The sequence below is a fragment of the Cupriavidus sp. 05L310 genome (assembly GCF_056398185.1).
The window spans coordinates 72,935-94,887 of record NZ_JBFTOX010000020.1; the positions used below are offsets into that span (position 1 = coordinate 72,935).

The 21,953-nt window shown below is 68.0% G+C and carries 19 protein-coding genes; 1 reads left to right on the forward strand and 18 read right to left on the reverse strand.

The features are described 5' to 3' along the window. Positions 1-246: 246 nt before the first annotated feature. On the reverse strand, positions 247-1,323 hold the full coding sequence (locus AC1DS6_RS16465) for a 3-ketosteroid-9-alpha-monooxygenase, oxygenase component (protein ID WP_441629508.1): 1,077 nt from the start codon (positions 1,321-1,323) through the stop codon (positions 247-249). Positions 1,324-1,648: 325 nt separating this feature from the next. Between AC1DS6_RS16465 and AC1DS6_RS16470 the strand changes: the two genes are divergently transcribed. Next, positions 1,649-2,779 (forward strand): formylglycine-generating enzyme family protein, encoded by a 1,131-nt coding sequence (locus AC1DS6_RS16470; RefSeq protein ID WP_441629509.1) that lies wholly within the window; start codon positions 1,649-1,651, stop codon positions 2,777-2,779. Between the two features lie 78 nt (positions 2,780-2,857). Here the strand turns inward: AC1DS6_RS16470 and AC1DS6_RS16475 are convergent, their stop codons facing one another. From AC1DS6_RS16475 to AC1DS6_RS16555, 17 genes are all read right to left on the reverse strand, one after another. Beyond that, the gene (locus tag AC1DS6_RS16475) at positions 2,858-4,108 is read right to left on the reverse strand and encodes an NADH:flavin oxidoreductase (protein WP_477102746.1); all 1,251 of its coding nucleotides are present in this window, start codon (positions 4,106-4,108) and stop codon (positions 2,858-2,860) included. A 254-nt stretch (positions 4,109-4,362) separates the two neighbouring features. After that, positions 4,363-6,825 carry an efflux RND transporter permease subunit gene (locus AC1DS6_RS16480; RefSeq protein ID WP_477102747.1) on the reverse strand — a complete coding sequence of 821 codons (2,463 nt, stop codon included), beginning with the start codon at positions 6,823-6,825 and terminating at the stop codon, positions 4,363-4,365. Positions 6,826-6,882: 57 nt separating this feature from the next. Beyond that, positions 6,883-7,863, reverse strand: a complete 981-nt coding sequence (locus AC1DS6_RS16485) for a WD40/YVTN/BNR-like repeat-containing protein (protein WP_477102748.1) — start codon at positions 7,861-7,863, stop codon at positions 6,883-6,885. A 71-nt stretch (positions 7,864-7,934) separates the two neighbouring features. Continuing rightward, positions 7,935-9,137 carry an acetyl-CoA C-acyltransferase gene (locus AC1DS6_RS16490; protein ID WP_477102749.1) on the reverse strand — a complete coding sequence of 401 codons (1,203 nt, stop codon included), beginning with the start codon at positions 9,135-9,137 and terminating at the stop codon, positions 7,935-7,937. Between the two features lie 19 nt (positions 9,138-9,156). After that, the gene (locus tag AC1DS6_RS16495) at positions 9,157-9,612 is read right to left on the reverse strand and encodes a MaoC family dehydratase (protein ID WP_441629514.1); all 456 of its coding nucleotides are present in this window, start codon (positions 9,610-9,612) and stop codon (positions 9,157-9,159) included. Positions 9,613-9,686: 74 nt separating this feature from the next. Further along, the gene (locus AC1DS6_RS16500) at positions 9,687-10,505 is read right to left on the reverse strand and encodes an SDR family oxidoreductase (RefSeq protein WP_441629517.1); all 819 of its coding nucleotides are present in this window, start codon (positions 10,503-10,505) and stop codon (positions 9,687-9,689) included. Between the two features lie 5 nt (positions 10,506-10,510). Then, the gene (locus tag AC1DS6_RS16505) at positions 10,511-11,725 is read right to left on the reverse strand and encodes an acyl-CoA dehydrogenase family protein (RefSeq protein ID WP_477102750.1); all 1,215 of its coding nucleotides are present in this window, start codon (positions 11,723-11,725) and stop codon (positions 10,511-10,513) included. Positions 11,726-11,760: 35 nt separating this feature from the next. Beyond that, positions 11,761-12,927 carry an acyl-CoA dehydrogenase family protein gene (locus AC1DS6_RS16510; RefSeq protein ID WP_477102751.1) on the reverse strand — a complete coding sequence of 389 codons (1,167 nt, stop codon included), beginning with the start codon at positions 12,925-12,927 and terminating at the stop codon, positions 11,761-11,763. Positions 12,928-12,971: 44 nt separating this feature from the next. Continuing rightward, a complete protein-coding gene (locus AC1DS6_RS16515) occupies positions 12,972-13,847 on the reverse strand; it encodes an SDR family oxidoreductase (RefSeq protein WP_477102752.1) in 876 nt (291 codons plus the stop codon). Between the two features lie 50 nt (positions 13,848-13,897). Continuing rightward, a complete protein-coding gene (locus AC1DS6_RS16520; RefSeq protein WP_477102753.1) occupies positions 13,898-15,049 on the reverse strand; it encodes an acetyl-CoA C-acetyltransferase in 1,152 nt (383 codons plus the stop codon). A gap of 14 nt (positions 15,050-15,063) precedes the next feature. Further along, positions 15,064-16,164: an acyl-CoA dehydrogenase family protein gene (locus AC1DS6_RS16525; protein ID WP_441637050.1), complete on the reverse strand. Its 1,101-nt coding sequence runs from the start codon at positions 16,162-16,164 to the stop codon at positions 15,064-15,066. A 52-nt stretch (positions 16,165-16,216) separates the two neighbouring features. Next, positions 16,217-17,386, reverse strand: coding sequence for an acyl-CoA dehydrogenase family protein (locus tag AC1DS6_RS16530; protein WP_441637052.1), 1,170 nt, complete (start codon positions 17,384-17,386; stop codon positions 16,217-16,219). Positions 17,387-17,395: 9 nt separating this feature from the next. After that, positions 17,396-18,214, reverse strand: coding sequence for an enoyl-CoA hydratase family protein (locus tag AC1DS6_RS16535; RefSeq protein ID WP_441637054.1), 819 nt, complete (start codon positions 18,212-18,214; stop codon positions 17,396-17,398). A 12-nt stretch (positions 18,215-18,226) separates the two neighbouring features. Then, positions 18,227-19,336 carry an NAD(P)H-dependent flavin oxidoreductase gene (locus tag AC1DS6_RS16540; protein WP_477102754.1) on the reverse strand — a complete coding sequence of 370 codons (1,110 nt, stop codon included), beginning with the start codon at positions 19,334-19,336 and terminating at the stop codon, positions 18,227-18,229. Next, positions 19,333-20,223, reverse strand: coding sequence for an enoyl-CoA hydratase (locus AC1DS6_RS16545; protein WP_441637058.1), 891 nt, complete (start codon positions 20,221-20,223; stop codon positions 19,333-19,335). The genes AC1DS6_RS16540 and AC1DS6_RS16545 overlap by 4 nt, the downstream gene beginning before the upstream one ends. Before the next feature lie 8 nt (positions 20,224-20,231). Beyond that, positions 20,232-21,035, reverse strand: a complete 804-nt coding sequence (locus AC1DS6_RS16550) for a CoA-transferase subunit beta (protein WP_477102755.1) — start codon at positions 21,033-21,035, stop codon at positions 20,232-20,234. Between the two features lie 26 nt (positions 21,036-21,061). Continuing rightward, entirely contained in the window at positions 21,062-21,952 is an 891-nt protein-coding gene (locus tag AC1DS6_RS16555; RefSeq protein ID WP_477102756.1) for a CoA transferase subunit A, read from the reverse strand. Position 21,953 lies beyond the last annotated feature (1 nt).

Here is a 21,953-nt window from a genome sequence, read left to right on the forward strand (position 1 = left end):
CTCCACACCAGTCGCTGCAAAGGAGAATCCCGAGAGAGGCCTTCATAGGCTCGCAGCGACTGTAATGCTGACCTGCCTGCGCTCGGATGTCGCCTGCGGCCGATGCGCCGCAGCGTGACAGTACCTTCTGAAAGGTTAGAAACGGCATCTTAAGTCATCGGCGTACGCAACATGCCTCTGTGCGACGCCCGGCGTCAAGAACTCTGCTGCCGCCTCCGGACCGGAGGCGGCAGCGCCCCCTTCTTCCTACCCCTCAAATACATGATGCAGTTTTGGCGCATCAATTCCCGCTATGTTCATCTCGATCACCTTGCGCCCGACACTGGCTGGCCGTACCTCCTCCGCGTCTACATAGAACTGGCTATACCAGTCCCGCATCTGGTAGATGGGCCCATCTCCCTCGCATAAAAGCGGATTGTCGGTGCGGATCTTGGAATCCCAGATCACCACATCCTCGTAGAAGGCATTGCGCGCCTGTTCCACATAGGCTTGCGCAATCGCCTCATTCTGCTCGTCGGAAAGGCCGGGAACCTTCTTTACCAATACGCCATAGCGCAGTTCGAAACTGTTCATGTCGATGGGCACATGGCAGTTGAGCAGAATCGAATGGATCGGCTGACCGTCCATCTGGCCACGCATTTCCGTAATGTGGTACGCCGGGCCGAAATAGGTGGATAGCGCGGTCAGGCAATCTCCGGCGGAGAGTCGGGCGCTGCGGCCGACCAGCACTTGCGTGGCCTTGTGGCCCTCGAACAGATTGGCGAAGTAGTCGATCGGCGCACCGTGCACGGTATCGAAGTGAGCCATATCGGAGATGTTGTCGACCAATTCCCGGCAATTCGTTTGAATCACCATCTTGTCGATTGCCCACGCGGACCATTGCTCCGAGTAGCATGCCTCGATGCGCGGGATCGCCACCTCGGGTGGAGGTGCGTTGCCCTGGGGATCGTGCCAGATGAAGAGCAGATTGTTCTGCTCGCATGTATCCCAGCTGCCGATGCGCGCCTTCGGCGGCACTCGCTTGCAGTAAGGGATCGACTTGCAAGCGCCATCGCCACCCCACTGCCAACCATGGAAGGGGCACACCAACTGGTCGCCTTGCACGGTACCGGTACTAAGGTCCGCGCCCATATGCGGACAATAGCTATCAATGATGCGAATGGTGCCGGCGGAATCGGCAAAGGCGGCAAGGCGGCGGCCGAAGATGTTCAGTGTGTGCGGCTTCCCGTCGCGGTAATCCGCGGCCGGCCCGAGGCAATGCCAGCCGCGCGCATACCGCGATTCCAGCGGCCGGGATTCAATTTTGTAGCCAGTTGCAGGCATGTCCCCTCCTTTTGATTTAGCACGTTCCACAGTACATAGCCCAGGGCCGTGCCTCATCGTCTCTTCAGACTAGACAGCGAAAGACGCACGCGGTGGGCGTAGCCGATCAAAGCGGGCCCGGAGATGGCACACATAAATGCTTCGGTAGTCCGGGAAGACGATGCCAGGCAGTTGTATCATCGCGATCATCGGATAATCGGCGGCTCCTCCTCTATCGCCCAACGTGGACGACATCGATGAGCCAGTCCAGGAATCAACCCAGTAAATTCATCGCACGCCCAGACAGACCGCGGGACGCTGCGACAAAAAAGGATTAGGAAATACCATGAAACGCCGAGCGCTTATCTCGGGATTACTGGCAACCGGAGTTGCCGGCGCGGCTGGACTGCTGAGCGCGAAATACCTCAGGGGTTCTTCCAAGACAGGCCAGTTCAAGGAGCCCGTGATCGGCGATGGGGTGACAGGTCCCAAAGGCATGGTCTGGGTCCCTGGGGGGACATTCTTGATGGGCAGTTCATCCAAGCGGGCCCTTCCCAGCGAAGGACCGGCCCACCGCGTGCAAGTCAGCGGGTTCTGGATGGACAGTTTCGATGTGACAAACGCCGATTTCAGACGCTTCACCGAAGCCACTCGGTACGTCACGACAGCTGAGCAGAAACCAAAGTGGGAAGACATACGCCCGCAACTGCCGCCCGGCACGCCAGAGCCCGATCCCGGGACGCTTGTCCCCGGCAGCATGGTATTTGTCGGCACGAGCGAACCCGTCGACCTGGGCGATTGGTCGCGCTGGTGGAGGTATGTGCCTGGGGCGAATTGGCAGCATCCGCTCGGCCCCCATAGCAATCTGGCCGATAGGGAGAATCATCCTGTGGTGCAGGTGTCGTACGTTGACGCGCTGAACTACGCCCGTTGGGCTGGAAAGCGCCTGCCGACCGAAGTGCAGTGGGAATTCGCCGCGCGCGGCGGCCTCGAACAAGCGGACTACGCCTGGGGAGACGAACTCACTCCCAACGGCAAGAAGATGGCCAATACGTGGGACGACCGGGCGCGTCAATTTCCGGTCGTCAGCCGCAACGAAAAGATCCAGGTCGGCACATTGCCGGTTGGCAATTTCGCGCCGAACGGCTATGGCATCTACGATATGGCCGGCAATGTCTGGCAATGGACGGCTGACTGGTATCGCTCCGACGCGTTCGCCATCGCGGCCCGCAAAGGACAGGCCTCCGACCCCCAAGGCCCCGTCGACTCATATGACCCCGACGACGCAGGGGCACCCGTCGACGCCCCCAAGCGAGTCATACGGGGCGGCTCTTTTTTGTGCAGCGAGACTTATTGCACCAGCTACCGGGTCAGCGCAAGGAGAGGGTCGGACCCGTTCAGTGCCATGTCGCATCTGGGCTTCCGCACGATCATGACCCAACAGGACTGGCTTGCCAGGAAATCAAGTACCGACTGACAGCGCGTCGGTCCGGGCATGGCGTCGAGAAGCCGGGCGAAATCTGCCCGGCATCGGTGGGCAGAAGTCCCGCAAGTCTCAATCCGCCTGCCCGGCCGCCAGTATCGTGGTCAGCCTGGGATCGGCCGGTGGCCCGTAAACGCAGCAAACGCCGGCGGGATCATAGATTTTTGCAACGCAAGCATTACAGCTGTCGCATGCCGAACGTGTCACCGCGCCGGTTCGCCAGTGATCGGCCAGGGCCGGATCATGGATCAGCGCGCGCGCCAGGGCAACGCAGTCGAAGCCCTCGCCCAACAGTTGCCGCGCATTGTCCAGCGACTTCACGCCGCCGATATAGGCCAGCGGCATCCGCACCGCCTGGCGGATCACCCGGGAAGCGTCAAGGAAATACAGTTCACGGAACTTCAGCTCGCGCGGGGTACGCTTCTCCAGAATCGAGATACCGAGCCTGGCCAGCGCGTGCGGCGCCGTGGCTTTCATCTGGGCCGTCGGCATCGCACTGCCAAACAACACCCACGGGCTTTCGACATTACGTCCGCCACTCAGCGTCAGCAGGTCGGCCCCCTCCCTTTCCAGGATGCGCGCCGTGATGGCGGAATCCGCCGCCACGTTGCCGCCGGGCACACCGTCAACCACACTCAGTTTGCAGCACACCGCCAGCTCCGCCCCGACGGCGTCCTTGACGTGGCGCAGCACCATCGCCGGGAAGCGCGTGCGGTTTTCCACTTCACCGCCAAAACGGTCGCGCCGCCGGTTGCTGAGCGGAGACAGGAACTGATTGAGCAGGTAGCCGTGCCCCATATGGATCTCGACCGCGTCAAAGCCCGCCTCCCGCGCGAGGCGCGCGGCATCGGCGAATTGCATGGCAACCCGGAACATGTCGCTCTCGCGCATGGCGCGCTGGAAATACACGCCATACATCATGCCGAAAGCATTCAGGCCAGCCGATGCGGTCAGCGGCGCGCGGCTCCCGCCATGCCGCATCATCGTAAACGAGCCGGCATGCGTAATCTGCAGGCAAGCCGCGGCGCCCTCACGATGCACCGCGTCGGTCAGCACCCGCAGATGCGGTATGGCCTCGCGGGTCAGGACGAGCTGATGCGAGAAGGTCAGCCCCTCCTGTGCGACGGCAGCATACGCGACCACCGTCATGCCGATACCGCCGGCTGCGATATCCCGGTGATGCTTGACCAGCGCCTGTGTCGGCAATCCTTGCGGTGTCATGCCCTCGTTCGCACCGGCCTTGATCAGGCGGTTGCGCAACGCAAGGGGGCCGATCCGGATCGTTGAGAACGGCGATCCATCAGTGGGGGCCTGTTGCGACATCTTATTCTCCTTCCTGCGCGATTCTATGTCGCGCCTGGCACGCCACGCCCTGCCTCATGCAGCAGGGCCGCCGGCTACTATCGTTTGATGACTGCCCCACGGCCCGGCCCGGCCATCCGCGGGACGCTATGTCGAATCGCGAGGAATGCACTCACGATGTCCAGATCGAGATGTCAATTGTAAGCGTCCGCCCCCTTCGAATTGCAGCAGATTCTTCAAATGATGACGGGCCGGCCGCGCGAAGGCCCGGCGGTTCAGGCCGCGTCGGACTTGAGCGGGCGCCCTTCGCTACCGGCCATCCTGCCCACGCGTGCCTCCGCGCCGCGGGCTTTGTTGCCGGCCGCCCGGCGTTCCTCCTCTTCCACGCCCAGCCAGCTCGCCAGCGCCGGCAACAGGAAGACGGCGCCGAACAGGTTGACCATAAACATGAAGGCCAGCAGGATGCCCATGTCCGCCTGGAACTTGAGCGCCGCGAAGGCCCACGTACCCACCCCGATGCACATCGTCATGGCGGTGAACAAGGCGGCGTTGCCACGCTGGCGCATGGCCTCGGCGAACGCCTGCGGCAGGTTCTGCCCTTCATGGCGCAACTGGTGCTGCATGCGCTCATAGAGATAGATGCCGTAGTCCACGCCAACCCCTACGCCCAGCGTGATCACCGGCAGCGTCGAGACCTTCAGGCCGATCCCCAGCCGCGCCATCAGCGCGCTGCAAAGGACGGACACCAGCGTCAGCGGCACGATGATGCACAGCACGGCCCGCCAGGAACGGAAGGTCAGCAGGCACAGCAGCGTGATGGCGCCGAAGATCGCCAGCAGCATGGTTACCTCGGCTTCGTCCACCGCTTCGTTGGTGGCTGCCATCACGCCGATATTGCCGCCGGCGAGGCGGAACGCCACGTTCGGCGTCTTGTCTGCGGCGATAAGGTGCTGGATCTCCTTGACGATATGGGCAATGGTGGCGCCTTCGTGATTGGCTGTGTAGATCAGCACCTGGATGGCCTGGCAGTTCGCGGTGTTCATGCCGTTCTCCGGATCGAAGGCTTTGGCGCCCTGGGTCAGGCCATCGCTATTGCGCGGCAGCGCCTCCCAGCGTGGATTGCCTTCGTTGAAGGCGCCGATCATCACCTTGGCGAGCGACGGCACGCTCACCACCGATTGCACGCCCGCCACACCGCGCAGGTTCATCTCGAAGCGCTCCACCGCGCCCATCACCGGATAGTGCAGGCAGGCGTCGTCAAAGCCTTTGGGTTCCACCACCACCGTGAGCACGTCCACGCCGATGTTGTACTGGCCGACGATCTGCGCGTTATCGCGGTTATAGCGCGAGTCGGCGCGCAGTTCCGGAGCACCGTTGCCGATATCGCCGACCCTTAGTCCCCGTGACTGCACCGCACCGAACGCCAACAGCGCCAGCGACACGCCGAACACCACCAGTGCCGGCCCCGGGCGGGCAAAGTGGCCGAACCGGTTCCAGAAGGTGCCATGCCGCCCGGCACGCGCCCTGGCGGCCGCCACCACGCGCGGCTCCAGGCGCGTGTATGACAGCAGCAGCGGCAGGAACACCTTGTTGGTGACGATCATCAGCAATACGCCGAGGCATGCGGTAATGCCCAGCTCACGCACGATCTCGATCTCGATGCGCATGATGACCATGAAACCCAGTGCGTTGGTCAGCAAGGCTACCGTGCCGGGGATGAACAGCTTGCAGAAGGCCGCGCGCGCGCTCTCGACCGGGTCATTGTCCTGCACCACTTCCTGTTTCCAGGCATTGGTCATCTGCACCGCGTGCGAGACGCCGATGGAAAAGATCAGGAACGGCACCAGGATGGACATTGGGTCGATGCCGTAGCCCAGCAGCGGCAGCAGGCCTAGCAGCCACCCCACCGGCAGCAGCGCCACCACCAGCGCCAGCAGGGTAATGCGCAGCGAACGCGTGTAGAAGAACAGCATCAGCGCCGTCACCGCAAAGGCCAGCGCGAAGAACACCATCACCCCGGCAATGCCGTCTTCCACATCGCCGACAAGCTTGGCAAAGCCGATAATGCTCACTTCCACATCCGTGCCGCCCAGGCCGGTGCGGATTTGCTCCAACTGGCGTGCCACCTTGCCGTAGTCGAGCGCCTTGCCCGTAGCGGGATCCACATCGCTCAGATCGGCGCGGATCAGCGCGGACTTCAGGTCATTGCTTACCAGCCGGCCGATCTGGCCTGAGCGCGCCGCGTTGCGGCGTACCTGGTCGAGCTGCTCCGGGGTACCAGAGTATCGGCCGGGTACCACCACATCCCCCCGGAATCCCACCTCGGTCACCTCGGTGTAGCGCACATTCGGCGTAAACAGCGAGAACACATGTGAACGGCGCACGCCTGGAATGAAGAACACATCGTCGGTAGCACGACGCAGCTTGTCCATGAAGGCCGGGTTGTAGATATCGCCTTCGCCCTTCCAGCGCAGGCTGATCAGCACGGTATTGGCCCCGGAGAACGTGCCGGCGTACTTGGTGAACACCTGCATATAGGGATGCTGCAGCGGGATCATCTTGTTGAAGCCCGGATCGAGCCGCAGGCGCGTGGCGGACAAGCCCATCGCCACGGTCATCGCCAGGCACAGCACCAGCAACAGGCGGCGGCGCCGGATCAACAGGTCCGCGCAATGCGCGACGAAGCGGCTCAGGCGGGTGGTGGTGGCCCGGGGGCCGGAGATTTCGGGGCGGGTCATGGCGTTCTCGCTTCTATGCAATGCGGTGTGGCGCTGAGAGTTGCGGCAGGAGGAAGATCAGGGCGCGGCATGCGGGGCCAGGGTGAAGCGGGCAATCCCCGCGTTGCCGGCCAGCGTCAGGGCATTCCCCCCCGCGGCCGGGATGAGCGCCGCCAGGGTCTGCGCGCTACCGCCCGCCACCGGCTTGAAATGGCGCCCGCCGTCCGCCGAGACAGCCAGCATGCCGCCCTGGCCGGCCACGGCGATGCGGCCGTCCGCCAGTTGCGCGCCACCGAAGAACGAGGTCTTGAGCCCCACCTCGGCGGCCTCCCAGCTCGCGCCGAAGTCGGCGCTGCGCAGCACGTTGCCGCGCATGCCATAGACCAGCCAGGCGCCGTCGCGCAGCGGCAGCACGCCGTAGAGCGAGCCCTCGTAGGGCATCTTGACCGCTTCCCAGGTGCCGCCGCCATCGGCGGAGCGCAGCACCAGGCCGCTCTCGCCCACCAGCATCAGGCGGCCCTGATGATCACCGGCAATGCCGTTCAAGTGCTTGTCCTGCATCAGCGGCGTGGCTGCTGAATGCCAGTGCCCGCCCTGGTCGTGCGACACCAGGAAGCGCCCGAAGCTGCCGACGGCGAACCACGGGCCCGCCGCCTGGCCCCAGACGCCCAGCAGGGGGTCCGACTGCGCCGTATCGAAGGCCACCTGCTGCCAATGCTCACCGCCGTCGGTGGTGCGCAGGATCCAGCCGCTGTGTCCCACCGCCACGCCGACCCTATCGTCCTTGCCACCGGCAAAGACAAGCTGCGTGAGCGCGGCGCCGTGCTCCGGCGTCACGCTGGCGAGCCGCCAGTGTGCGCCTTCGTCGTCGCTGAGCAAGATCGTGCCGCGCTCGCCGACCGCCACCATGCGGTCGCCGGACCGGGCGATGCCATTGAGCTGCAGCCGATCCGCCCGCAGCGCGGTGGCTGCGAAGGCAGGCAGGGGCCGCGGCGAGAAGGACCATGCCGCGGCAGCCAATACCGTCAGCGATACGCCGATGCCAATCACTTTTTTCATTGTCGTCTCCTCCGCGCCGGGGGCATGGCCCGCCTTGGGCTGGCCGTTCGCACTGCCACCGGCAATGACCGCTACAGCACGTCGAACAACGCGGCGGCGCCCATGCCGCCGCCGACGCACATTGTCACCACCGCATGCGCGGCGCCGCGCCGGCGTGCTTCGAGCAAGGCGTGCGCGGTCATGCGCGCGCCCGACATGCCGAAGGGATGGCCGATCGCGATGGCGCCGCCATTGACGTTCAGCCGCGCGTCCGGAATGCCGAGCATGTCCCGGCAGTACAGCACCTGGCAGGCAAAGGCTTCGTTCAGTTCCCACAAGCCAACGTCCTTGACCGTCAGGCCGTGGCGCGCCAGCAGCCTGGGCACGGCGAACACCGGGCCGATGCCCATCTCGTCCGCCGCGCAGCCGGCCACGGCCATGCCGCGATAGCGGCCCAGCGGGCGCAAGCCGCGGCGCTCGGCCTGCTCGCGGCTCATCAGCAGCACGGCGGCGGCACCGTCCGACAGTTGCGAGGCATTGCCGGCGGTGATGTGGAGCCCTTGCGGCACCGCGCGCCCGCCGCTCCATACCGGCTTGAGCGCGGCCAGGCTGTCGGCGCTGGTATCTGGCCGGTTGCACTCGTCCTGCGCGAGGCGCACGGTCTCGTGCCCGGTGAGCGCGCCCGCCTTGTCGTACAGCGCGCGGCGCGTCTCCAGCGTCACGATCTCGTCGTCGAACAGGCCCTGGCGCTGCGCCTCGGCGGTGCGCTGCTGGCTGCGCAGCGCATACTCGTCCTGCGCCGCCCGGGCTATGCCATAGCGTTGCGCCACCACTTCAGCGGTCTCGATCATAGCCATATACGCGTCCGGCTGCCGGGCCAGCACCGCCTCGGATTGCGCGCGGTAGGCGTTCTTGTGCTTGTTCTGCGTCAGCGAGATCGACTCGGCGCCACCGGCCACCACGATGTCGGCCTCGCCGCAGATGATGCTTTTCGCGGCCGTGGCGATGGTCATCAGCCCCGACGAACACATGCGGTCCATGGTCATGCCCGGCACGCTGTCGGGCAGGCCCGCCGCCACCGCGCACAGCCGGCCCAGGTTGTAGCCCTGCGTGCCCTGTTGCGCGGCGGCGCCGATCAGTACATCGTCGACCTCGGCCGGGTCGATCCCCGCCCGCTCCACCACGGCGCGCACCACGTGCCCGCCCAGCGCCGGCGCCTCGGTATCGTTGAAGGCGCCGCGGAATGCCTTGCCGATGGGCGTACGCGCCACGGCGACAATGACTGCTTCTCTCATGCTGCTTTCCTTGGAAGTATCAAAAGTAATAGCGGCTGATGGTGTCGGCCACGCAAGCGGGCTTATCCTCGCCCTCGATTTCCACGCTGATGCGCACCACCGACTGCACGCCGCCGGGCAGCGCCTCGGCGCGCACCAGTTCGCCCACGCCACGCAGGCGCGAGCCAACCCGCACCGGGGCCGGGAAGCGCACCTTGTCGCAGCCGTAGTTGACGCCCCAGCGCAGGTTTTCGACCGTCAGGATCTCCGGCAGGAACTGGTTGACCAGCGACAGGGTGAGATAACCGTGCGCAATGCAAGCGCCAAAGGGACCTTGCGCCGCGCGCTCGGGATCCACGTGCAGCCATTGGTGGTCGCCCGTGGCCTCGGCAAAGCCGTCGATGCGCGCCTGCGTGATGACGGTCCAGGCGCTGTGGCCCAGTTGCTCGCCCACGGCGCTCATCAGCGCCTCGGCGGAATTGAATACTCGTGTCATGCCTCTCCTTGCCTCGCTGCTTCCCTCGCTTCTTCCCTGTTCTGGGGTTCCTGCTCCGCGCGGGCCATTAGCCGCTACGCCCGCTGACTGCTGACAGGCAACACTTCGCCCGTCATATACGACGCATAGTCGCTAGCCAGGAACACCATCACATTCGCCACCTCCCACACCTCGGCCGCCCGCCCGAACGCCTCGCGCGAGGCCAGCTCCCGCAGCAGTTCCGCCGGCGCCGACTTCCGCAGGAAATCGTGCAGTGCGATACTCGGCGCCACCGCATTGATGCGCACGCCGAACTCCGCAGCCTCTACCGCGCTGCAGCGTGTCAGCGCCATCACACCGGCCTTGGCGGCGGCGTAATGGGCCTGCTCCTTCTGCGCCCGCCAGCCCAGCACCGAGGCATTGTTGACGATGGCCCCGCGCCGGCGCGCCTGCATATGCGGCAGCATGGCCCGCGTCATCCGGAAGGTGCCGGTAAGCGTAATGTCGAGCACCCGCGACCATTCGGCATCGTCCATCTCGACTATGCGGCGCGAGCCGCCCAGCCCGGCGTTGTTGATCAGCACATCGGTGCCGCCCAGGGCCTCCTCGGCCGCCGCCACCAGGGACCGCACCTGGGCCTGGTCGGAGACGTCGCAAAGCTGGCCATGGATCGCCTGCAGGCCGGTTTCGGCGCGCAGGGTTGCCACAGCCTCGCTGAGCCGCTTCTCGTGGATGTCGGAGATCATCAGCGCGCGGCATCCCTCCTCCGCGCAGCGGCGGGCGGCGGCAAAGCCGATGCCCGCGCCGGCGGCGGCGGTGATCAGCACGCTCTTGCCGGCCAGCAGCTGGTGGCCGGCCACATAGGCCGGCGGGGGGAGCGGGGTGCCGGCCGCGGCCGGTTGCTTGTCTGCCATTTCAGTCATGACTGTCCTCTGGCCTCGCGGGGCATGCCCAGCCCGCGCTCGGCGATGATGTTGAGCTGGATTTCGTTGGTACCGGCGTAAATGGTGTCGGCGCGCGAGAACAGCGCCATCTGCTGCAGGCGCGTGCGGCGCACGTCCGCTTCGTCGATCCGGTTGGCGTCCGGGCCGAGCACGTCGAGCGCGAGCTGGCCCAGGTCGCGGTGCCAGTTCGACCAGTAGTACTTGTAGATAAGGGTTTCGCGCTGCAGCGCCGCGCTGGCATCGCCGGCACCGCCCTCGGCGCCTTCCAGCATGCGCAGCGCGTTGTAGCGCATCACCCGCAGGCCGGCCCAGGCGCGCGCCATGCGCTGGCGCAGCGCCGCGTCCTGCCAGGCGCCGTTGGCGCGCGCGGCCTCGGCGACCCAGCCAAGCTCGTGGGTGAACTGCATCTGCTGGCCCAGGGTGGAGATGCCGCGCTCGAAGCCCAGCAGCGCCATGGCGATGCGCCAGCCGTCGCCCGGCGCGCCCACCACATCGCCGGCGGCGGCGCGCGCGCCATCGAAGAACACCTCGTTGAACTCCACGCCGCCACCCATCTGGCGGATCGGGCGGATTTCCACGCCCGGCTGCGCCAGCGGCATCAGCAGGAAGACCAGGCCCTTGTTCCCGCGCGACGCCGGATCGCAACGCGCCAGCACGAAGATCCAGTCCGACTCGTGGGCCAGCGAGGTCCACACCTTCTGCCCGCTCACGCGCCAGTCCCCGGTGGCGGGATCGCGCTCGGCGCGGGTGCGCACATTGGCGAGATCCGAGCCGGCGCCCGGCTCCGAGTAGCCCTGGCACCAGAACTCGGTGCCGTTGCGAATGCCCGGCAGGAAGCGGGCCTTCTGCGCCTCGCTGCCGAAGGCGATCAGCGTGGGACCGATCAGCCCTTCGCCGATATGGCCCATGCGGCCGGGGCCGCCGGCACGCGCGTACTCCTCCTGGAAGATCACCTGCGACATCACCGGCAACCCGCGCCCGCCGTGCGCCTGCGGCCAGCCCACGCAGGTCCAGCCGCCGTCGGCCAGGCGGCGCTCCCAGGCCTTGCGCAGCCCGGGATGCGCTTCTTCGTCGCCCGGGCCGCCGCGATGCTTCAGGCAGGCGAATTCGCCGCTCAGGCTGGCGGACATCCAGGCCGCCACCTCCGCGCGCAGTTGCGCTTCCCCGGCGGAGGCATTTTGGTTTTCCATCGAATCCATGCTTGTCCTTGCGCTGCTGATATGGCTCATGCGGCCAACAGGCCGTCGGCGATCCGGGCGAGCGCGGCGGCGGCCCCCCCCAGCCAGCCGCCGGCGGCCTGCGCGCGCTTGAAATAGAGCTGCGGGTCGTACTCCCAGGTAAAGCCCACGCCGCCGTGCAACTGGATGGCCTCCTGGGCGCAGAAGCCGAAGGCATCGCCGGCGGCAAGGCGCGCCGCGGCAACATCGAGCCTGGCTGCGTCCTTCGCGCCGCCTGCCGCGCCCGCCTGCCAGGCCCGCGCGGCGCCGTGCACCGCGGAGCGCGCGGCTTCCACCGCCACCATCATCTGCGCGCAGCGGTGCTTGACGGCCTGGAAGGCGGCGATCGGCCGGCCGAACTGGATGCGCTCGGCGGCGTAGGCCACGGTGAGGTCGAGGCATTGCTGGGCGCCGCCGAGCTGCTCGGCGGCGAGCATCAGGCTGCCGTGCCACATGGCGGCGCCCATGCCCGCCGCCACCCCGGCGCCTTGCGCCAGGCAGGCTTTCGCCTCCACGCGCAGTCCGTCGAAGACGAGGTCGGCCAGCGGGCGGGTACGGTCCAGCACCGCCAGCCGGCGCAGCCCGAAGCCTGGCTGGCCCGCCAGCGCCGCCGTTTGCAGCAGGAACAGCGCCGGCTGCCCTGCCGCGCCGCCGGAAAGGCGCGCGGGCACCAGCAGCCAGTCCGCGCCGGCGGCGTCGAACACCTGCGCCACCTGCCCGTCCAGCACGAAGCCATCCCCGGCCGCGGCGGCAGTGACGGTCAGCGCATCGGCATTCAGCGAGCCATCCGCGCCGGGCGCCATCCAGGCAGGCAAGACCAGCGCGGCACGCGCCTCGCCCTGCGCCAGCCGCGCCAGCCACGGCGCGGCGGCCTCGGGCGCGAGGCTGCCCGCCAGCGCCGGCGCCGCCAGGCAGATGGCCGACCAGTACGGCACGCAGGCCAGCCGCTGGCCCATCTGCTCCATCAGCAGCGCCAGCTCGACGGCGCCCAGCCCGGCGCCGCCCGCCGTTTCCGGCAAGGCAATGCCGCACCAGCCCAGTTCGCCGGCCATTTCCCGCCACAGGGCGGTGTCATGGCCGTCCTGCGCCGTGCCAGCAACCGCGTCCACCACCCGCCGGACCGCCGCCGAATCGCTGCGCACGGCCAGGAAATCGCGCGCGGTGTCGCGGATCATTTGTTGTTCCAGGGAGAGCGTGAAGCGCATCGTCCGTCCCCGCCTCAGGCGCCGTAGACGCGTTGCGCCGGCTCGGCGCGGGCGAGCAGCGCGTCGATCGCGCCCCCCAGCTCGGCCGCTTGCCAGCGCGCGCCCTTGTCGGTGCTCGCGCCGGTGCGCCAGCCGTCCGCCACCGCCACCATGCCGCCCGCCGCCTCGAACACGCGGCCGGTGACATGGCGCGAAGCCGCGCTGCCAAGCCAGACCACCAGCGGCGCGATATTGGCCGGGTCGTAGTAGTCGAAGCCTTCGGCCGGCGCCTTCATCATCTCCGCAAACACGCCTTCGGTCATGCCGGTGCGGGCCGCCGGCGCGAGCGCATTGGCGGTGATGCCGTAGCGCGCCAGTTCCGCCGCCTGCACCAGCGTCAGCGCGGCAATACCGGCCTTGGCGGCGGCGTAGTTGGACTGGCCCACCGAGCCTTGCAGCCCCGCGCCGGAGCTGGTGTTGACGATGCGCGCATCGACCGGCCGCCCGGCCTTGGCCGCGTCGCGCCAGCGCCGGGCCAGCAGGTTGGCCAGGCAGAAGTGGCCGCGCAGGTGCACGCGCATCACATCGTCCCAGTCGGCTTCGCTCAGGCTGACGAACATGCGGTCGCGGCAGATGCCGGCGTTGTTGACCAGCACGTGCACCTCGCCGAACGCCGCCAGCGCGGCATCGACGATGCCCTGGGCCGTGGCCAGTTGCGTGATGTCGTCATCGCTGGCGAGCGCCCGCCCGCCTTGCGCGCGGATCTCCGCGCATACCGCCTCGGCCGCCTCGCGGCGAATATCGTTGACCACCACGCTGGCGCCTTCCGCTGCGAAGGCCAGCGCATAGGCGCGCCCCAGGCCGCCGCCGGCGCCGGTGATGATGACGGTCCGTCCGTCGCAGATTCCCATGTCGCTACTCCCCTTGTCCGTTGCTTGCGCCAGTGCCCCGGGAACCCGGCTCACAGGCGCTCGATGATTGTGACGTTGGCCAGGCCGCCGCCCTCGCACATGGTCTGCAGGCCGTAGCGGCCGCCCGTGCGCTCCAGCTCGTGCAACAGCGTGGTCATCAGCCGCGCGCCGGTGGCGCCGAGCGGATGCCCCAGCGCAATGGCGCCGCCGTTCGGGTTGGTGCGCTCGGCCGGGTAGCCGGTCTCGGCCAGCCAGGCCATCGCCACCGAAGCGAACGCCTCGTTGATCTCCACCACGTCGATGTCTTCCCAGCGCAGGCCGCTGCGCACCAGCGCGCGTTTCGTGGCGGGAATGGGCGCGGTCAGCATCCACAGCGGGTCGTCACCCATCACGCTCATATGGGCGATACGCGCGCGCGGCGTCAGCCCGTAGCGCTTGAGCGCGTCTTCGGAGACCACCAGCAATGCCGCCGCCGCGTCCGCGGTCTGGCTGGAAACGGCGGCGGTCAGTGCACTGCCGGGCATCAGTGGTTCGAGCGATGCCATCTTGGCGAGCGTGGTATCGGGCCGCGGCGTTTCGTCATGGACTACGCCTGCGCAAGGCACGATCTCGCGCTGGAAGCGGCCGCCCTCGATGGCCATGGCCGCGCGCTGGTGACTTTGCAGCGCGTAGGCTTCCATTGCCTCGCGGGACAGATTCCAGTGCCCGGCGATGCGCTGCGCGGCGTCGAACTGCGACACCGGCTGGTCGCCGAAGCGCGCCTGCCAGCCCTTGCTGCCGGAGAACGGATCGGAGAAGCCAAGCGCCTGCCCGGCCAGCATGGCCGACGAGATCGGGATCTGCGTCATGGTCTGCACGCCGCCGGCGACGACCACGTCCTGGTTGCCGCTCATCACCGCTTGCGCGGCGAAGTGCACGGCCTGCTGCGACGAGCCGCACTGGCGATCCACGGTCACGCCGGGCACGGTGAGCGGCAGCCCGGCGGCCAGCCAGGCGCTGCGGGCGATATTGCCGGCCAGCGGCCCGATGGTGTCGACGCAGCCAAACACCACGTCGTCATACTCCGCGGCCGGGATGGCATTGCGGCCCACCAGCTCGGCCAGCACGAAGCCGCCAAGGTCGGCGCCGTGCATGTGTGCCAGGCCGCCCTTGCGGCGTCCGGTCGGGGTGCGCAGCGCGTCGACGATATATGCGTCTCTCATGGTCATTCCGCCTGTCAAAGTGTTGATGCCAAGTTGGCTGTGGTGGCAAAGGTGGCGCCGGCGCCGATCGGCACGGCCCCCCCGAGGATGTGCGCGTCCACGCGCGCCTGGTGGAAGGCCCGGTCGCCCCAGCTGTCGGCCAGGGCCCACGCGCGCTTCATGAAGATCTGCAGGTCCAGCTCCCACGTGTAGCCCATGGCGCCGTGCACCTGCATGGTGTGGCGTGCCGCGAGCAGCGCGGCGCGCGTGGCGGCCAGCAGCGCGTGCGACACGTGCAGCCCGGCGGTGCCATGGCCTTGCGCCAGCGTGCAGGCCGCGCGGTACACCACCGGCTTGGCGAATTCGTGCTGGATGGCGACATCCGCCAGCAGGTGCTTGAGCGCCTGGTTGGCGCCGATGGCCTTGCCGAACTGCTTGCGCTGGATGCTGTAGTCGATGGCGATATCCAGCATGCGCTGCGTCAGGCCGAGCATCTGCGCGGCGACGCCGAGCGCCCCGCGGTTGAGCGCGGCTTCCCACACGGGCTTCGCGGCCGTCGCGGGCAGCAGCAGGCTGCCGTCGTCCGGCGCCCATCTGAGCGCGAAGAGCCGGCGTGAGGGATCAAGGCTCGCGTGCGCGGCGAGCGTGGCCTGCGCCGGCGGCACCAGGTGCAGCGCGCCGCCGTGCTCGCAGAGGATGGCGTCGGCGACATGGGCGTCGGCCACCATGGCTTGTCCCGGATGCGCCACCGCCACGCGCACGCTGCCGTCCGCGATGCGGCCCAGCCAGCTTTCGCAGCGTTCGCGGGTGCTTGTGTCCTGCGTGGCGGCGTGGCAGTCCGACAGCATGCCGGCCGCCACCAGCGCGGTGTCCAGCAGCGGTTCGGCAAGGGCAAAGTAGCCACACTCCTGCGCCAGCGGCGCCCACTCGGTTTCGGACAGGCCCAGGCCGCCGCAAGCCTCCGGCACCAGCACGGCCGTCAGGCCCTGCCCGGCCAGCCGCTGCCAAAGCGCGTCGGAGCGGCCGCTTGCGCTGCTCCATTGTTCCCGCGCCAGTTCCGGCGTCATTTCGATCATCAGGAAGCGCCTGATCGAATCGACGAACTGTTGCTGCTCTTCGTTAAATGCGAATTCCATGGTGGTTCACGGTTGAGTCGAGGACGAAGCCGGACTGTCAGCCGCCGCGCGCTCAGGCGCGCGGCATTCCCAGCATGCGTTCGGCGATGATGTTGCGCTGGATCTCATTGGTGCCCGCGTAGATCGGCCCGGCCTGCGCGAACAGGAAGCCGTCGAGCCAGGCACCGAGCGTGCCTTGCGTCGCGTCTTGCGCGGGCACCAGCTCGCCCCGCTGGCCGAGGATCGCCAGCGCGGTTTCGTGCATGCGGATATCCAACTCGGACCAGAACACCTTGTTGGTGCTGGACTCCGCGCCGATCTGTCCGCCCTTGACCAGCCTGCTCGCGGTGGCGTAGGTGGATAGCGCATAGGCCTCGGCATCCATCCAGGCGCGCGTGACCGCTTCGCGCAGCGAGGGATCGCGGTCGGCCTGCTCCCGATGCTCGAGATAGAGGTGCACCAGCGCCCGTGCTGTCTCCTGGAAGCGCGCCGGAGAGCGCAGCATCAGGCCGCGCTCGAAACCGGCTGTAGCCATCGCCACTTGCCAGCCCGCGCCCTCCGCCGCCAGGCGGTTCTCCGCCGGCACCCGCACATCGTCGAAAAATATCTCGGCAAAGCCGGTCAGGCCGTTCAGCTGGCGGATGGGCCGCACCGTGATGCCCGGCGTATCCAGCGGCATCAGCAGGAAGGTCAGGCCGTGGTGGCGCGACGAGCCGGGATCGGTGCGGAACAGGCCGAACAGCCAGTCGGCCCAGACCGCGCGGGTCGACCAGATCTTCTGCCCGTTGAGCACGTACTCGTCGCCCTGCCGGATGGCGGTGCAGCGGATCGCGGCCATGTCGGAGCCCGCGTTCGGCTCCGACCAGCCCTGTGCCCATACGTGCTCGCCGGCGGCCATGCGCGGCAGGAAACGCGCCTTCTGCTCCGGCGTGCCGAACTCCATCAAGGTCGGCCCGAGCAGGAAGATGCCGTTCTGGTTGACGCGCATCGGCGCGCCGGCCCGCCAGTACTCTTCCTCGAAAATCAGCCATTCGATCAGGTCGCAGCCGCGTCCGCCCAGCTCTTTCGGCCAGGTGACCATGCTCCAGCGCCCCTCGTACAGGGTGCGCTCCCAGGCGCGATGCTGCGCAAAGCCTTCGGCGGTGTCGAAGCTGGCCAGCGGCGCGCGCGGCACGCGCTCGGCCAGCCAGGCGCGGATCTCGGCCCGGAAGGCCTGCTGGCGTTCGGTGTATTCAAGATGCATCTGGCCACCTCACGCGTTGACGGTGGGAGCCTGCGCCGCGAAGCGCGCCTCGCGCCCTTCCACGAAGGCGGCGCGCGCCTCGTCGGAATCCGCGCTCATATAGGCTTGCAGCGTGAAGCCCTGCTCCCAGCGGTACTTGTCCTCGAGATTGCCGTCCTCCACGCCGTTGAGCGCCTCCTTGGCCAGGCGCACCATGGCCGGGCTTTTTTGCGCGATACGCCGCGCTATCTCCAGTGCGGTATCGCGCAGTGCCGTGCGCGGCACCACCCGCTCCACCGCGCCCAGGCGGTAGGCCTCGGCGGCGTCGATCATGTCGCCGGTGAAATACATCGCCCGCACCTTCTGCACGCCAAACATGCGCTGCAGGTGGGCACCGCCACCCATGGCGCCACGGTCGATCTCCGGCACGCCGAAGCGCGCGCACTCGGCGGCGATCAGGATGTCGGCCGCGCCGCAGATGCCGATGCCGCCGCCGAGCACGAAGCCGTGCACCGCCGCGATAACAGGCTTTGGATTGCGGTGGACCGCGCGGAAGGTGGCGTAGTTGCCGGCGTTGACCGCCACGATGCGCTGCGGGTGCGCCGCCAGTTCCTTGATGTCGACCCCGGCGCAAAAGCCGCGCCCCTCGCCGCGCAGCACGATCACGCGCACGGCGTCATCCCTGCCAAGCCGCTCGATGGCCGCCGCCAGCGCATGCCAGCCCGCGCTGTCCAGCGCGTTGACCGGCGGATGGGCGATCGCCAGCTCCGCCACGCCGTCCCGCACCTCGATGTGGAAGGGCTCGGTACCGTCCTGTGCTACAGGCTCGCTTGATCTCGTCGTTGTCATGAACGTCTGCCTTCAATGGATGGCTTGGATGGGGTTGCTGCGTTCCGGCCTGGCGCTGGCTGGCCCCGCCAGGGCGGCCAGGCGCGCCTGGGCCTGCGCGGCGATGCGGGCAACGATCTGCTCACAGGATTCAATGGCACCGATGGCCGCCGCGGCCTGTCCGCTCGGCAGCACGCCTTCGTCGGGATGGCCCTCTACCATGGCGCGCTGGATCAGCACGGGCGCGTTGGCCGCCATCAGCGTCTGCGCCGCGGTGTAGTCGTGCTGGCGCAGCGCGCGCCAGCCAACCGCCAGCATCTGCGCGAGCCCCATGCCGCTGTGCCGGCGCCACTGGCGGGCGGTGGCCAGCGCCATCAGCGTGCGGCGCAGCGGCCCGGCCTGCTCCAGCGCCAGCAGCAGGCGGTTGTCGATCATCCGCTGCGGCAAGCCGTCGATGGCGAGCGATACACGGATCTGCGCCGCATCCCGGACCGCCACGTAGCGCGCCAGCGTTTGCGCCGGCACCGGCGACTCGCTAGACATCAGGAAGCGCGTGCCCATGGCGATGCCCGCCGCGCCGTAGGCCAGCGCCGCCGCCAGCCCGCGGCCGTCGAAGAAGCCGCCCGCGGCCACCACCGGCACCGCCACCTTGTCCAGCACTTGCGGCAGCAGCAGCGTGGTGGGCGTGCCGCCCGTATGCCCGCCGCCCTCGCCGCCCTGCACGGTCACCACGTCAGCGCCCAGTTCCACGGCCTTGGCGGCGTGCTTGGCTGCGCCCACGGTGGGCATGCACACCACGCCCGCGGCCTTGAGCCGGCCGATCATCGCGGCGTCCGGCCCGCGCCCGTAGCTGACCGCGCGCAGCCGGTGGCGGATGGCCATCTCGACTACCTCGTCCGCGTTGGGCTGGAACATATGGAAGTTGATGCCGAAGGGCTGGCCCGTGAGCGCCTTCACCCGCAGGATCTCTTGCTCGACTTCGCCCGGCTCGATGGTGGCGCCTGCCAGGAAGCCGAAGGCCCCGGCATTGCTGGTGGCGGCCACCAGGCGGGCATCGGCCACCCAGCCCATCGCGGTCTGCACGATCGGGTAGCGGCAACCCAGCAAGTCGCACAGCACGGTATGCAGGGGCGCGCCGCTCATGCCGATTTCTCCTCGCCGGTGCGTTGCGATGCCGCCATGGTGCGTGCGTCGAAGCCGCCCAGCTTGTCGCCGCTGACCAGCTCGTTGTGGGCGTGGGCGAAGTGGTGCCAGGCAAAGGCGGCATCCATGGCGGCGCGCTTGCCCTGCAGTTCTTCCACGTGATTGATGGCTTGCTTGGTGAGGCTCAAGCCCAGCCGTGGCATCTGCGCGATCTTGGCCGCCATGCCCTGCGCGGTGGCCTCCAGCGCCTCGCGCTGCACCACGCGGTTGACCATGCCCATCTGGCAGGCGCGCTGGGCATCCATGCGCTCGCCCATGAAGAGGAATTCCTTGGCGATGCGCGGGTTGAGCTCGTAGGCGTGCGCGAAATACTCGACGCCCGGAATGCCCATGCGCACCACCGGATCGGCGAAGAAGGCATCGTCCGACGCGACGATCAGGTCGCACACCCAGGCCAGCATCAGGCCGCCGGCAATGCAGGCACCGTGCACCATGGCGATGGTCGGCTTGGGCAGGTCGCGCCAGCGCCGGCACATGCCGAGGTAGACCTCCTGCTCGCGGGTGTAAAGCATCTCGCCGCCGGGCTTGCCCACATGGTCGGGCCAAAGCGAGACGCGCTCGAACGACTCGCCAATGTCGCGCCCCGGCGTGCCGATATCGTGCCCGGCCGAGAAGTGCTTGCCGGCGCCGCGCAGGATCACGACCTTGACCGCGTCGTCCGCGGCCGCGCGCCGGAACGCCTCGTCCAGCGCGTAGGTCATCTTGGAATTCTGCGCGTTGTGGTACTGCGGCCGGTTCATGGTGACGGTGGCCACGCCGTCGGCCGCTGCGTAGAGCACCTCGGCGTTGGGGCCCAGCCCGAGGGATTCGGTGGCTTGCGATGACATGGTGTTCCTCACGCCGTGCGGACGGCCGGGTTGTCGCGCACGATGGTGGCGCGCAGGTTGTGCGGATCGAGCCTGACGATGACGGCCAGCTCCTCCGCAGTGGGCGCGGCCGTTTCCGGCAGTATTTCTCCGGATGCATTGGCCAGTGCGAAGCCTGTGGCCACCCGCACCTGCTCCAGGCTGACGCCGGGATGCAGCGAACGCACGCGGATGGCGTGATCGGGACCGGTGAAATCCATCACGCACAGGTCGGTCACGATGACCCGCAGGTCGACAAAGCTGCGCATGCCTTCGATCCGGCGCGCCGGGTTATAGCCCACGCTGCACACCATATCGACCTCGCCGGCGACAAAGGCGCGCGGGCTATGCGCCGGCACAAAGAAGGAGTTGGCGTGGTGGATGCTGTTGCCGGGAAAGCCGCGTGCGCCGAGCAGCTGCTTCTTTGGCTGCGCATGGGTGCCGCCGAGCATGGAGATATTGGCCTGGCCGAAGCGGTCGATCTGGGTGGGCATCACCAGCGCATGCCGGCGCCCGCCCCACAGGCAGTCGAACACGCGCGCATAGCCCATCCAGCCGCTGGCGCGCACCTTGAAGCCCGCCTCGCGGCGCCCCAGCGGCACCGGCTCTTCCACCAGGTAGGCTTCGCCGTCGGTCAGCATCAGGCCGGGGTTGTGCAGCAACCGCGCCAGCCCGGCCGCGATGCGCGGGCCGGTGCCGATGCCGGTGGCCATGACCTCGCCGTCGTCGCGCCAGGCGCGGGCGGCGGCGGCGATCATCAGTTCGGCGAGAGTGAATTGTTGAGTGGCGCTCACGATGGCTCCTTCTCCTTGTGACGGGTTCAAAGGACCGGCAACGGCAGGTCCAGCACGTGGCCCATGCCACCGATCTTGTCCAGGTAGCCGGCTTCGGTGTCGCCGATCACGTCCTTGCGGTAGGTGGCGAAGCCCGCCGCTTGCTCGGCGCTGGCGCAGTAGGCCTTCAACTGCGGCAGGTCAAAGCCATAGGCAGGCCCGCAGGAAGTGGGATGCGCGCCGCCCGGCGCGTGCACCACGCCACTGACGAGCGCGCGCTCGAAGGGGTTGTTGCGCGCCCGCGCCAGGTCTTCGTCCTCCAGGCGGCCGTGCAGGACCTCGCAGCTCACATAGCACTGGCCTGCCGCCCGCGCGAACCATTCATCGAAGAAGGGATCCGGGCCGTCGATGCGGGTATTGCCCAGCACATCGCTCTCGTTGACGTGCAGCAGCGCGGCGTCCAGCGGGATGGCCGGCATCGCCAGCAGGACTTCGCCATCGGCGTAGGGCGAGCGGACGGTCTTGAGCTGGGGGTTGTGGGCCAGCACGTCGGTCCCGAGCCCGGCGCGCGTCGGCAGGAACGGCAGGCGCGCGGCGGCGGCGCGCAGGCCGAGCTGCAACATGCCTTCGTCGAGCTCCCAGACGTCGATTTCCCCGCGCTCGCGTGCCCCGCGAAAATGCGGCTCCAGCGGGATCACGTCGAGCGAAACGAAGCCGAACACCACTTTGCGCACCTTGCCCGCTGCGCACAGCATGCCGACTTCCGGGCCGCCGTAGGCCACCACGGTGAGATCCTTCAGCGGCGAGCGCAGGATTTCCCGCACCAGCGCCATCGGCTTGCGGCGGGGGCCCCAGCCGCCGATGCCGATGGTCATGCCATCGGCGAGGCGGGCGACCACGTCGCCCGCGGTCATGGTCTTGTCCAATGTCTTGAGCATA

Coding starts and splice junctions, on each gene's coding strand:
- AC1DS6_RS16505 (WP_477102750.1), bottom strand. CDS start 11,725: ATGGAAAACCAAAATGCCTCCGCCGGGGAAGCGCAACTGCGCGCGGAG.
- AC1DS6_RS16520 (WP_477102753.1), bottom strand. CDS start 15,049: ATGAGAGACGCATATATCGTCGACGCGCTGCGCACCCCGACCGGACGC.
- AC1DS6_RS16495 (WP_441629514.1), bottom strand. CDS start 9,612: ATGACACGAGTATTCAATTCCGCCGAGGCGCTGATGAGCGCCGTGGGC.
- AC1DS6_RS16530 (WP_441637052.1), bottom strand. CDS start 17,386: ATGCATCTTGAATACACCGAACGCCAGCAGGCCTTCCGGGCCGAGATC.
- AC1DS6_RS16485 (WP_477102748.1), bottom strand. CDS start 7,863: ATGAAAAAAGTGATTGGCATCGGCGTATCGCTGACGGTATTGGCTGCC.
- AC1DS6_RS16525 (WP_441637050.1), bottom strand. CDS start 16,164: ATGGAATTCGCATTTAACGAAGAGCAGCAACAGTTCGTCGATTCGATC.
- AC1DS6_RS16465 (WP_441629508.1), bottom strand. CDS start 1,323: ATGCCTGCAACTGGCTACAAAATTGAATCCCGGCCGCTGGAATCGCGG.
- AC1DS6_RS16515 (WP_477102752.1), bottom strand. CDS start 13,847: ATGGGAATCTGCGACGGACGGACCGTCATCATCACCGGCGCCGGCGGC.
- AC1DS6_RS16510 (WP_477102751.1), bottom strand. CDS start 12,927: ATGATCCGCGACACCGCGCGCGATTTCCTGGCCGTGCGCAGCGATTCG.
- AC1DS6_RS16545 (WP_441637058.1), bottom strand. CDS start 20,223: ATGTCATCGCAAGCCACCGAATCCCTCGGGCTGGGCCCCAACGCCGAG.
- AC1DS6_RS16540 (WP_477102754.1), bottom strand. CDS start 19,336: ATGAGCGGCGCGCCCCTGCATACCGTGCTGTGCGACTTGCTGGGTTGC.
- AC1DS6_RS16475 (WP_477102746.1), bottom strand. CDS start 4,108: ATGTCGCAACAGGCCCCCACTGATGGATCGCCGTTCTCAACGATCCGG.
- AC1DS6_RS16490 (WP_477102749.1), bottom strand. CDS start 9,137: ATGAGAGAAGCAGTCATTGTCGCCGTGGCGCGTACGCCCATCGGCAAG.
- AC1DS6_RS16500 (WP_441629517.1), bottom strand. CDS start 10,505: ATGGCAGACAAGCAACCGGCCGCGGCCGGCACCCCGCTCCCCCCGCCG.
- AC1DS6_RS16470 (WP_441629509.1), top strand. CDS start 1,649: ATGAAACGCCGAGCGCTTATCTCGGGATTACTGGCAACCGGAGTTGCC.
- AC1DS6_RS16535 (WP_441637054.1), bottom strand. CDS start 18,214: ATGACAACGACGAGATCAAGCGAGCCTGTAGCACAGGACGGTACCGAG.
- AC1DS6_RS16480 (WP_477102747.1), bottom strand. CDS start 6,825: ATGACCCGCCCCGAAATCTCCGGCCCCCGGGCCACCACCACCCGCCTG.
- AC1DS6_RS16555 (WP_477102756.1), bottom strand. CDS start 21,952: ATGCTCAAGACATTGGACAAGACCATGACCGCGGGCGACGTGGTCGCC.